This window comes from Pseudomonas idahonensis (genome assembly GCF_037903935.1).
GTDB lineage: Bacteria > Pseudomonadota > Gammaproteobacteria > Pseudomonadales > Pseudomonadaceae > Aquipseudomonas > Aquipseudomonas danubii.
Window position 1 is genome coordinate 3,173,281 of sequence record NZ_CP149586.1, and the last position, 11,734, is coordinate 3,185,014.

Consider the following 11,734-nt stretch of genomic DNA (forward strand, 5'->3'; position numbering starts at 1 on the left):
CCCGGTATCCGGGGCCTGACTGCTTCTATCAATCACGCTGATAATAGCTACTGCCGCAAAGCATTTTTTCCCGCCAACCCTCGGGAGTAAGTTTGCTCAACAGCCCACACGGGCAAGCAAGCCAACTGAATCCGAGGGTTATACCGATGAACTTCAATCTCTTCTCCGTGATCGCAGCCTCCGCCATTTCCGCCAGCGTGGCCCTGCCAGCCAGCGCCAACGTGGAAATCAGCCGCAAGACATCCTCCACCAACACCTACACCCAGAAGTACCTGCAACAAAGCGCCAACTTCTACGCCGCCCTGGATCACAAGAGCCACGGCTGATCGGCTAGCGTTACGCCTGTGCTGGCTAGCCGCCTGGCATGTCCAGCGCGATATCCACGTTGCCCCGTAGCCACTGAGTTCCTCACACGATTTGCGCCCAAGCCGGCATGGCTTGCCGACCTTGCGATCGACAAGCTCTGCTTCATGTCATAGGGGAGGGCGCAAGGGGAAGGTTTGCTCAGGCCTGGCTGATGTCCAGCAATCGAGGCATGGCAATCGCCAGATAATCCTGCGTATCGAGCACCATCGACGCATCCAGCCGCCCCGCGTTGAAGGCTATTTCTGCGTAGCCTGTGGTCAAGGCCGGATCGACGATCAATTGAATGCGCTCATCGAAAACAAAAGGAGGGATGGCGCCGATCCGGCACCCGGTCAGTTCCATGGCGGTTTCGGCCTTCACCAGCTCGGCTTTTTTCCCGCCCAGGGCCGCTCCGACTTTCTTCATGTCCAGCTTCTGGTCGCCCGGCAGTATCACCAGGGCATAGGGTCCGGGCTGCCCCTTGAGGGAGCAAAGCATGGCCTTCGCGCCTTGGCCGGGCTCGGTGCCACGGATTTCGGCGACGCGCGCCGACTGGCCCTCGGCATCGTGCATCAACACCCGGTAGGAGGCTGAGCGGGCATCGAGTAGTGCCACGAGGCGATCAAACATCGGATGCATGTAGTTTTCCTCTGGTTTACAGGAGCATGTCGTAGGACAGTTTGCTGATCAGAATCACCAGCAACACCAGGAATAGAGCCCGGACAAAGGGCACGCCCTTATGAACGGCCAGCCAGGTGCCAGTGAGCGCGCCCAGGATGTTGAATGCCGCCATGGGGATTGCGATCAGGTAGAGCACGTTACCCGTTGGGATAAAGAACATGAGTGCCGCTACGTTGGTCGCGATGTTCACCAGCTTGGCCGATGCCGAGGCATGCAGAAAGTCGAAGGCGAAGCAGCGGATGAACAGGAAGATCAGGAAGCTGCCAGTGCCGGGACCGAACAGGCCATCGTAGAAACCGATGGCGCCGCCGATGACGATCGCCAGCAGTTTTTCCTTGGTACCGATGCGCATGGGTTTGTGCAGGGCGCCGAAATCTTTCTTCCAGAAGGTGTAGATCGCCATCAGTACAATCAACACCAGCACCGCCGGCCGGATCATCGACTGAGGTACGAACGACACCGTGGCGGCGCCGAAGAAGGCCATGACAAAGGCCGCGCAGGCGGCGGGGATCACAAGCCCCCAGTTGATCACCACCTTGCGTACGAAGGATCGGGCCGCGAATGCGGTGCCGCAGGCGGCCGCGACTTTGTTGGTACCCAGCAGCGCCGCCGGTTGAGCGGTGGGGAGCACGTTGAATAGCGCGGGAATCTGGATCAGTCCGCCGCCACCCACCGCCGCATCGATCAGGCCGGCGGCGAAGGCGAACACGCAAAGGATGACAATATCGACCATGAAATCAGGCTCTGCCTATGTAGGGTTGATGAGGGGCCAGCGGCACCACGCGTGCCGGATCATTGACCCCGAAGACCCGCAACATCCAGCGATCACGGCCGTCGTAGCGGGGTGTAAAACCATCCCGGGCATGCAGGGTTTGCTGGTTCTTGAAGATCAGCATGTCCCCTGGTTGCAGCAGTATGTGGTGCACGACATCGGGATGATCGGCGGCGGCGGCGAACAGTTGGAGGGCAAACTGCGCATTGGCGCAGGTCGCTTCGACACTCGCTTTGTTGTAGCGGCAATACAGGTCACCGGTTGCGCTTCTGTACAGCAAGGGGACGTTTTCCAGCACATTCCCCTGTTTGCCGAAGGAGGCCGGTCGGCGAACGGTGAAGTTCGGTCGTAACAATTCCTCTTCGACACAGGCCGGCAGAATGGCCAGCACCTCGTCAATGGCGACGATGCGCGTCGGCACATCGAGCTCGCAGCGCAGGCCGGTCAGGGACAGGTACTCCGGACAGGCCGACAACTGCGAGACGGGTTCGCAGGTCAAAGGCAGGTGAGGGTTGTCGACGTGCATGCCCAGGTCCGCGCGCGAGCCATAGGAGCTCTTTTCGGTCTCTCGCTTGTGCTTGGGCGATACGTGACGGAACACGGTGTCGTTGCTTTCACCCTCGTAGGCCAGTGGACGGGTTTGCAGAGTTTGCAGCACGGACAAGATAGCCCCGGCCAGCGTCGACACGTTCTCGATACCCGGCTCCAGGTCATAGGGCGTGGCCGGCAGTAGCGGGTCCAGCGGCAGCCCCCTGACGATCATCGCCACGTCACGGGCCTGTGGAAAATTGCGTAGCTGCTGGATTTTCTCCGGGCACAGGGCACTTTCCAGCAGCCGCCCCAGGGCCGGCATGTGGCGGATACCCGAGGCGCTATCGGTCACGTCCAGTGCTGCCAGACCGGCCTGAAGTGTGCGTTGTTCTTCGAGCGACAGATGAATTTGCGGTATCTCCCGTCGGGTCGAAGTCACTGATTTTTTTTCCAGCCATTCATGAGTGACTTCATCAACACAAGCTGCGGCTTTCCCGATTACTTCATCCAGCTTTGACACGTCCTTGCGCTCCTGTTTGCCCCATCCTTGTGGGTTGAGCGGGAAGGTTAACGGAAGGGCCTTTTTTTGTGTTGCAATGCCGCGTTGTGAAAAATGCAATGAGGTGGACAGTGGCATTGAATATGTTGGGGGAACTTGAAGCCTTCGCGACCGTGGCTCGCAAGCGCAGCTTCGTCGCCGCGGCACGGACGCTGGGGCGCTCCCCCAGCGCACTGACCCGTGCCGTTCAAGCCCTGGAGGAAAGTGTGGGGCTCAAGTTGTTCAATCGCTCCTCCAATGCCGTGAGCTTGACCGAAGCGGGTGAATGCTTATTGCCCCACGCGTACAAAATGCTCGACCTGCAACGTGAGGTCGATGAAGACCTGTCCGGTCTCAGCGGCCTGGCCTCCGGCTGGATCCGTTTTTCCGCCCCCGAGTTTCTCGGACAAGGGGTATTGCCCCGGTTGATCGCGCAATACTGCGAGCGTTATCCAGACGTTAATGTCGATGTGATTTTCACCGATGAGATCATCGACCCGGCCAAGAGCAAGCTGGACTTCTCGATTCGCGGCGCGTTTCCACAATCCAGCGACTTGATCGGCTTTGCGCTCTGGAGTTACTCACGTTATCTGTATGCCAGCCCCGGCTATCTGGAGCGCAACGGCATGCCCGAGTCCATCGAGGCACTGGAGTCGCATTCGCTGATCCTGCATACGGCACCACGGATTCTCAAGGAGTGGAATTTTCGCAGTGAGGAGCAGGCCATCAGCTTTCGGGTTCACCCCAAATTTCGTTTCAGCTCCGGTCTGGCGGTATTCCAGGCAGCCCTGGCGGGCGTCGGGATCGCCCGCTTGGCGGATTGGATGGCGGAGCCCGAAGTGGCAGCAGGGCGCCTGCTCCGGGTTTGTCCTGAGTACAAGCTCACCTCCAGCAGCGGTGAGAGCCCACAGATGCACGCGGTGTACCCGGCCGGAAATTTGCCGCTGCGGGTGAAGGCATTGCTGGAGATGATCCGCGACTTAGGTGAAAGCCTCGAATGTAAACGCGGCTCAGCACAAATTATGCTTGGCAGTGGCACATAGCCATGTATTTAAATTTGACGCTGAATTATTGACTCTTTCCCGAGCAAGGATCGAAAGCATGCTGACGCGTCTGGCTGTGGTTCTGCTGTTGCTCTATTCCACCCCCATCCTGTCTTCTGCCCAGCCTGTGGAAGGCGAGCCAGAGACCTCTCGCGAGCGTTTGACCAGCCTGTTGCAGGACTGACGTTCGAGGTTGGATTGAGCGTGGCAATCAAGGAAGGAACGGGTCCCGGAATCGGGACCCGTTTGTCTGGGTTCAGTCCTTGGACGAACCGCGTTTTACCAGTTTCATGACCACCACGAAGAACACCGGGACGAAGATCACCGCCAGGGTCGCGGTGATCATGCCGCCGATCACCCCGGTGCCGATGGCCTGCTGGCTGGCGGAACTGGCGCCGGTGGCAATGGCCAGGGGCACCACGCCGAGGATGAAGGCCAGGGACGTCATGACGATCGGCCGCAGACGCAGGCGTGCTGCCTGCACCGTGGCGTCGATCAGGTCGTGGCCTTCGTCGTACAGGCTCTTGGCGAACTCGATGATCAGGATCGCGTTCTTCGCCGACAGGCCGATGATGGTGATCAGGCCGACCTTGAAGAACACGTCGTTGGGCATCCCGCGCAAGCTCACCGCCAGCACCGCACCCAGCACCCCCAGGGGCACCACCAGCAGCACCGAGGTCGGAATCGACCAGCTCTCGTAGAGCGCCGCCAGGCACAGGAACACGATCAGCAGCGACAGGCCCAGCAACAGCGGCGCCTGACTGCCCGAGAGGCGTTCCTGCAGCGACAGACCTGTCCACTCCAGGCCCAGGCCGGCGGGCAACTGGCTCACCAGTCGCTCGACTTCCTGCATGGCTTCACCGGTGCTGTGGCCCGGAGCCGGTTCGCCGGAAATGGCAATCGCCGGGTAGCCGTTGTAGCGGGTCAGCTGGGCCGGCCCCAGGGTCCAGGTGGCGCGGACGAAAGCAGACAGCGGCACCATCTTGCCGGCGCTGTTGCGCACGTTCATCCGCAGCAGGTCCTCGACCTGGCTGCGTTGATCGCCTTCGGCCTGGACCACCACCCGCTGCATGCGTCCCTGGTTGGGGAAGTCGTTGATATAGGCCGAGCCCAGGGCCGTGGACAGCAGGTTGCCGATATCGGCGAAGGACACGCCCAGGGCGTTGGCCTGCTTGCGGTCGACTTCCAGTTGCACCTGGGGCGCTTCGGCCAGGGCGCTCTCGCGGACGTTGGCCAGGATCGGGCTCTTTTCCGTGGCAGCCAGCAGCTCGGTCCGGGCCTGCATCAGCGCGGCGTGGCCGACGCCGCCACGGTCCTGCAGACGGAATTCGAAGCCACTGGAGGTGCCCAGGCCGTCGATCGGCGGCGGCAGTACGGCGTACACCACGGCGTCCTTGATCGCACTCAGGGCGCCGTTGGCGCGGTCGGCAATGGCCATCGCCGAGTCGTCGCTGCCCCGTTGCGACCAGTCCTTGAGGGTGGTGAAGGCCAGGGCCGCGTTCTGTCCGCTACCGGAGAAGCTGAAGCCGAGGATGATGGTGCTGTCGCCCACCCCCGGTTCGCCGGCGTTATGCGCCTCGATCTGTTCCACCACCTTGATCGTGCGGTTCTGGCTGGCCCCGGGCGGCAGCTGGATGTCGGTGATGGTGTAGCCCTGGTCTTCCACCGGGAGGAACGAGGAGGGCAGGCGGCTGAACAGCAGCGCCATGATCGCCAGCAGCGCGACGTAGATCAGCAAGTAGCGACCGGTGCGCTTGAGGGCATAGCTCACGCCGCCCTCGTAGCGGTTGCTCAGGCTTTCGAAACGCCGGTTGAACCAGCCGAAGAAACCGCTGCGTTCATGGTGTTCGCCCTTGGCAATGGGCTTGAGCAGGGTGGCGCACAGGGCCGGGGTCAGGGTCAGGGCGAGGAAGGCCGAGAACAGGATCGAGGTGGCCATGGACAGGGAGAACTGCTGGTAGATCACCCCCACCGAACCCGGCATGAAGGCCATGGGAATGAACACGGCGACCAGCACCAGGGTGATGCCGATGATGGCCCCGGTGATCTGCTTCATGGCCTTGCGCGTGGCCTCCTTGGGCGACAGGCCCTCGGTGGCCATGATCCGCTCGACGTTCTCCACCACCACGATGGCATCGTCCACCAGGATGCCGATGGCCAGCACCATGCCGAACATGGTCAGCACGTTGATGGAGAACCCCAGGGCCAGCATGGTGGCGAAGGTGCCCATCAGCGCCACCGGCACCACCAGGGTCGGGATCAGGGTGTAGCGGATGTTCTGCAGGAACAGGAACATCACCAGGAACACCAGGGCCATGGCTTCCATCAGGGTGTAGATCACTTTGGTGATCGAGACCTTGACGAAGGGCGAGGTGTCATAGGGGATCTTGTATTCCACGCCGGTGGGGAAGTAGCGCGACAGTTCGTCCATCTTGGCGCGGATCAGGGTCGCGGTATTCAGCGCGTTGGCCCCGGGGGACAGCTGCACGCCAACAGCGGTGGAGGGCTTGCCGTTCAGGCGTGTGCCGAACTGGTATTCCTGGCTGCCGACTTCCACCCGCGCCACGTCGCCGATGCGCACCGTGGAGCCGTCGGGATTGGCCCGCAGGACAATGTCGGCGAACTCTTCCGGCGTGCTCAGCTGGCCCTTGACCAGGATGGTGGCGGTGATTTCCTGGCTCGACGGGTTGGGCAGATCGCCGATGCTGCCTGCCGGCACCTGGGCGTTTTGCGCGCTGATGGCGGCATTGACGTCCGCCGGGGTCAGGTTGAAACCGATCAGCTTCTGCGGGTCGAGCCAGATGCGCATGGCTCGCTCGGCGCCGTACAGCTGGGCCTTGCCAACCCCGTCCACGCGGCGGATCTCGTTCATCACGTTGCGCGCCAGGTAGTCGCTGAGGGCCACATCGTTGAGGCGCCCGTCATTGGAGGTCAGGGTGATCAGCAACAGGAAGCCGGCGGAGACTTTCTCCACCTGCAGGCCTTGCTGGGTCACGGCCTGGGGCAGGCGCGGCTCCACCGCCTTGAGGCGGTTCTGCACGTCCACCTGGGCCAGCTCCGGGTTGGTGCCGGGCTGGAAGGTGGCAGTGATGGTGGCGCTGCCCAGGCTGCTCTGGGAAGAGAAGTACAGCAGGTGGTCGGCACCGTTGAGCTCCTGCTCGATCAGGCTGACCACCGACTCGTCCAGGGTCTGCGCCGAGGCACCCGGATAGGCCGCGTAGATCTCGATCTGCGGTGGTGCCACGGTGGGGTACTGCGCCACCGGCAGTTGGGGAATCGCCAGGGCGCCACCCAACAGGATGAAGAAGGCGACCACCCAGGCGAATACCGGGCGGTCAATAAAGAATTGCGGCATGTCGTACTACCTACTGGCCAGGATTCTGAGCGAGCGGAAGGGGCGTGTCGTCGATCTGCACCAGCTCGCCGGGACGGGCGTGCTGCAAGCCTTCGACGATGATGCGGTCACCGGGCTTGAGCCCTTCGGTGACGATCCAGCGGTCTTTCTGTACCCCGCCCAGTTGCACCGGGTGTTGCACCACACGGTTTTCGGCATTCACCAGCAACACCTGGGCGACGCCGGCGCTGTCACGCTGGATGGCCCGTTGCGGCACGCTGATGCCCTGCTGGTTGACGGCCTGCTCCAGGCGCACGCGCACGAAGCTGCCGGGCAAGAGATCGAGGTCCGGGTTGGGGAACTCGCTACGCAGGATGATCTGCCCGGTGCTCGGGTCGACGCTGATGTCGGCGAACAGCAGTTTGCCCGGCAACGGATAGAGGCTGCCGTCGTCCTGGATCAGGGTGGCCTTGGCCTGGTCCTTGCCCACCTGTTGCAACTGCCCGGCCCGCAAGGCCCGGCGCAGTTCATTGAGTTCACGGGTGGATTGGGTCAGGTCGGCGTGGATCGGGTCCAGTTGCTGGATCAGCGCCAGAGGCGTGGTTTCGTTCTGGCCCACCAGGGCGCCTTCGGTCACCAGGGCGCGGCCGACGCGACCGGAAATCGGCGCGGTAACAGTGGCGAAGTCCAGATTGAGCCTGGCACGTTTGACTGCGGCCTGATTGGCCGCGACTTCGGCATCGGCCTGGCGCCGGGTCGCCCGGGCGTTGTCGTATTCCTGGCCGCTGATGGCCTGGTCGGCGATCAGCTTGGCAAAGCGTTGTTCCTGCAGGCGCGCCTGGAAGGCACTGGCCTCGGCCTTGCGCAGGTTGGCCCGGGCGCTGTCCAGGTCGGCCTGGAAGGGCGCCGGGTCAATGCGGAACAGCACGTCACCCTGCTTGACGTCGGAACCCTCGCGGAAGGTCCGTTGCAGCACCACCCCGGCCACCCGGGCACGGACTTCGGCGATTCGCGGTGCGGCGATGCGCCCGCTCAGTTCGCTGGTGATGGACAGGGCCTGGCTCTGGATCGTCTCGATCCGCACCGTGGCGGTCGGTGGTGTCTGTTCGCCCTCGGTTTGGCCGCAGGCGCTCAGCGCCCCTGCCAGAACCAACAGGCAGAGTGGCGCGAAGAGTTTATTCGACATGCTGATACCCCAATAATGACCTCGGCATGCTAAGGGCATGAGTCAAGGCCCGCTGTGAAGCTGTGTAGGTGCTGTGTGAAAAAGTGTGAAGCAGGCGCGCCCGGGCTGCCGCTGTTGTATATCCTTGGCGCCTCGCTGGTTGTAGCCGGTGCTCTATAAGAAACGCCGGTACTCTGTATTTCTTCAATAAAGACCTCAGCTCATGCCCAATATTCTTCTCGTCGAAGACGACTCCGCCCTCTCGGAACTGATTGCCAGTTATCTGGAGCGCAACGGCTATCAGGTCAGTGTGATCAGTCGTGGCGATCAGGTGCGGGAGCGGGCCAAGAGCAATCCGCCGGACCTGGTGATCCTCGACCTGATGTTGCCGGGGCTGGACGGTTTGCAGGTCTGCCGTTTGTTGCGCGCCGACTCGGCGACTTTGCCGATCCTGATGCTGACCGCGCGCGATGATAGCCATGATCAGGTCCTGGGGCTGGAAATGGGCGCCGACGACTATGTGACAAAACCTTGCGAACCGCGAGTGCTGTTGGCACGGGTGCGTACCTTGTTGCGCCGCAGCAGCCTGAGTGAGCCGCAGACCGCCAGCGATCAGATCCTCATGGGCAACCTGTGCATCGACCTCTCCGAGCGCACCGTGACCTGGCGCGAGCAGTTGGTGGAACTGTCCAGCGGTGAGTACAACCTGCTGGTGGTGCTGGCCCGGCACGCCGGTGAAGTGCTCAGTCGCGACCAGATCCTCCAGCGCCTGCGGGGCATCGAGTTCAACGGCACCGATCGCTCGGTGGACGTTGCCATCTCCAAGTTGCGACGCAAGTTCGACGACCATGCCGGCGAGGCGCGCAAGATCAAGACCGTCTGGGGCAAGGGCTATCTGTTCAGCCGTTCCGAGTGGGAATGCTGAGTCCATGCTGCGCATCCTGATCCGGCTGTACCTGATCACCATCGTCGCCTTCAGCGCAGCGATCTACCTGATCCCCGACCTGGTGATCAAGGTCTTCCACGAGCGTTTCCTGGACTACAACCTGGATCAGTCCCGCGGGCTGCAGAGCTTGATCGTCAAGCAGTTTCGCGCCATGCCTGCGTCCCAGTGGCCGACCCTGGCCGAGGAAATGGACGAGGAGTTCCACCCGCTGCAGGTGGCTCTTGTGCGCATCGACGATGCGGACTTCAGCCTTTACGAGCGTGAGCGCCTGGAACGCGGCGAGAAGGTCGTGCGCCTGGGAGACTGGGGCTGGCGCACACTGGCAGTGTCGCCGCTGGATGACCAGCTGGCGGTGAAGCTGGTGGTGCCGCCGGACCCTCTGGACGTCAACCTGCTGTACTGGAGCATCAACGTGCTGATCGTCGCGGTGCTGCTGGCCTGCCTGCTGCTTTGGGTCAGGCCCCACTGGCGCGATTTGGAGCGCTTGAAGCGCACTGCCGAGCGCTTCGGCAAGGGCCACTTGAGTGAACGCACGCAACTGCCCGGCAGCTCCAACATCGGCAGCCTGGCCCATGTCTTCGACACCATGGCCGGGGACATCGAGCAACTCCTGAACCAGCAGCGGGACTTGCTCAATGCGGTGTCCCACGAGTTGCGCACGCCTTTGACCCGACTGGATTTCGGCCTGGCCCTGGTGCTCTCCGACGATCTGCCTGCCGCCAGCCGCGAGCGTCTGCAAGGGCTGGTGGCGCATATTCGTGAGCTGGATGAACTGGTGCTGGAGCTGCTGTCCTACAGCCGCCTGCAGAATCCGGCCTGCCTGCCGGAGCAGGTCGAGGTGTCGCTGGACGAGTTCATCGACAGCATCCTCGGCAGCGTTGACGATGAACTGGAATCGGACATCGTCATCGATGTCCTGCTGCACGGCACCCTGGAGCGTTTCACCCTGGACCCGCGGCTGACTGCCCGGGCCCTGCAGAACCTGCTGCGCAATGCCACCCGTTACTGTGAGAAACGCATTCAGGTGGGCGTGCTGGTCAGCGACGAGGGGTGTGAAATCTGGGTCGACGACGACGGCATCGGCATTCCTGACGACGAGCGCGAGCGGGTATTCGAACCCTTCTACCGCCTGGACCGCAGCCGCGACCGCGCCACCGGCGGATTCGGCCTGGGCCTGGCCATCAGCCGCCGCGCCCTGGAAGCCCAGGACGGCACCCTGACCGTGGAAGCCTCGCCCCTGGGTGGCGCGCGTTTTCGCCTGAGCCTGCCGCCCCCGACCACCCGCTGAACGGCGCCCACGGCCTTGTCGCCGCTGCCGAGCCTGCGAGGCTGCGATCGTCGACGCAGTCGGCGCAAAGCTGGAACAACGCGGCGTCGGCTCCAGCGTGCCCTTCGGGCCCGTTCGCAGCCTGCGGCAGCGGCTACACAAACCGGCGTGCCTTCAAGGGCGCGCGCCAGCCTGCGGCCAGTCCCGTTTTTGGCCAATGCGCTGCCTTACGGGGCGGCGCCACCACTTGCTATAGTTCGGCCCTCATTTTCCGCCCAGTAAAGGATCACTGCCATGTCCGAATACCAAGCCTTTCGCGTCGAACTCGCTGACAACATCGCCCATGTGCAGATCAATCGGCCGGAAAAGATCAATGCCATGAACGCCGCGTTCTGGAGCGAGATCGTCGAGATCTTCCGCTGGATCGATGACACCGATGCGGTGCGGGTGGTGGTGCTCAGTGGCGCCGGCAAGCATTTTTCCTCAGGTATAGACCTGATGCTGCTGGCCGGCGTGGCCAACGAACTGGGCAAGGACGTGGGCCGCAACGCCCGTCTGCTAAGGCGCAAGATTCTCCAGTTGCAATCCTCCTTCACCGCCGTGGACAACTGCCGCAAGCCGGTGCTGGCGGCGATCCAGGGCTATTGCCTGGGGGGCGCCATCGACCTGATCAGCGCCTGCGACATGCGCTATGCCGCTGACGATGCCCAGTTCTCCATCAAGGAAATCGATATCGGCATGGCCGCGGATGTCGGCACATTGCAACGTTTGCCACGTATCATCGGCGACGGCATGCTGCGCGAGCTGGCCTACACTGGGCGCACCTTCGGTGCCGAGGAAGCGCGCAGCATCGGCCTGGTCAACCGCACCTACAGCGATGCCGCCAGCCTGCTGGACGGGGTCATGGAGATTGCCCGGGAGATTGCCGCCAAATCGCCGATCGCGGTCAGCGGCACCAAGGAAATGCTCAGCTACATGCGTGACCACCGGATCGATGACGGCCTGGAATATGTCGCCACCTGGAACGCCGCCATGTTGCAGTCCAACGACTTGCGTGTGGCCATTGCCGCCCACATGAGCAAACAGAAACCCGAATTTCTGGATTGATTGAC

The 11,734-nt window shown here is 62.7% G+C and carries 11 protein-coding genes; 6 read left to right on the forward strand and 5 right to left on the reverse strand.

The window, feature by feature from the left end:
* The first annotated feature begins 146 nt into the window (after positions 1-146).
* Complete coding sequence (locus WIN67_RS14490; protein WP_102865210.1) at positions 147-326, forward strand: hypothetical protein; 180 nt, start codon at positions 147-149, stop codon at positions 324-326.
* Positions 327-504: 178 nt separating this feature from the next.
* Here the strand turns inward: WIN67_RS14490 and WIN67_RS14495 are convergent, their stop codons facing one another.
* The 3 genes from WIN67_RS14495 to WIN67_RS14505 are packed head-to-tail and all read right to left on the reverse strand — an operon-like array spanning position 505 to position 2,966.
* Complete coding sequence (locus WIN67_RS14495; protein WP_080963096.1) at positions 505-984, reverse strand: YbaK/prolyl-tRNA synthetase associated domain-containing protein; 480 nt, start codon at positions 982-984, stop codon at positions 505-507.
* Positions 985-1,000: 16 nt separating this feature from the next.
* Positions 1,001-1,759, reverse strand: a complete 759-nt coding sequence (locus WIN67_RS14500) for a sulfite exporter TauE/SafE family protein (RefSeq protein ID WP_102865209.1) — start codon at positions 1,757-1,759, stop codon at positions 1,001-1,003.
* 4 nt (positions 1,760-1,763) lie between these two features.
* Positions 1,764-2,966 carry a TauD/TfdA family dioxygenase gene (locus WIN67_RS14505; protein WP_339071547.1) on the reverse strand — a complete coding sequence of 401 codons (1,203 nt, stop codon included), beginning with the start codon at positions 2,964-2,966 and terminating at the stop codon, positions 1,764-1,766.
* Between WIN67_RS14505 and WIN67_RS14510 the strand changes: the two genes are divergently transcribed.
* Positions 2,960-3,910: a LysR family transcriptional regulator gene (locus WIN67_RS14510; protein ID WP_170002445.1), complete on the forward strand. Its 951-nt coding sequence runs from the start codon at positions 2,960-2,962 to the stop codon at positions 3,908-3,910. The genes WIN67_RS14505 and WIN67_RS14510 overlap by 7 nt on opposite strands.
* A 58-nt stretch (positions 3,911-3,968) precedes the next feature.
* Positions 3,969-4,094, forward strand: coding sequence for a hypothetical protein (locus tag WIN67_RS14515; RefSeq protein ID WP_016965043.1), 126 nt, complete (start codon positions 3,969-3,971; stop codon positions 4,092-4,094).
* 72 nt (positions 4,095-4,166) lie between these two features.
* On the opposite strand, the gene WIN67_RS14520 is transcribed toward WIN67_RS14515, so the two are convergent.
* Together WIN67_RS14520 and WIN67_RS14525 are read right to left on the reverse strand one after the other, a co-directional pair.
* A complete protein-coding gene (locus WIN67_RS14520; protein WP_102879612.1) occupies positions 4,167-7,265 on the reverse strand; it encodes an efflux RND transporter permease subunit in 3,099 nt (1,032 codons plus the stop codon).
* A gap of 10 nt (positions 7,266-7,275) precedes the next feature.
* Entirely contained in the window at positions 7,276-8,430 is a 1,155-nt protein-coding gene (locus WIN67_RS14525) for an efflux RND transporter periplasmic adaptor subunit (protein ID WP_102879611.1), read from the reverse strand.
* Positions 8,431-8,632: 202 nt separating this feature from the next.
* Between WIN67_RS14525 and WIN67_RS14530 the strand changes: the two genes are divergently transcribed.
* From WIN67_RS14530 to WIN67_RS14540, 3 genes are all read left to right on the forward strand, one after another.
* Positions 8,633-9,334 carry a response regulator transcription factor gene (locus WIN67_RS14530; protein ID WP_102879610.1) on the forward strand — a complete coding sequence of 234 codons (702 nt, stop codon included), beginning with the start codon at positions 8,633-8,635 and terminating at the stop codon, positions 9,332-9,334.
* Positions 9,335-9,338: 4 nt separating this feature from the next.
* The gene (locus WIN67_RS14535; protein WP_102879609.1) at positions 9,339-10,643 is read left to right on the forward strand and encodes an ATP-binding protein; all 1,305 of its coding nucleotides are present in this window, start codon (positions 9,339-9,341) and stop codon (positions 10,641-10,643) included.
* 273 nt (positions 10,644-10,916) lie between these two features.
* Positions 10,917-11,729: a crotonase/enoyl-CoA hydratase family protein gene (locus WIN67_RS14540; RefSeq protein ID WP_102865202.1), complete on the forward strand. Its 813-nt coding sequence runs from the start codon at positions 10,917-10,919 to the stop codon at positions 11,727-11,729.
* Positions 11,730-11,734: the final 5 nt, after the last annotated feature.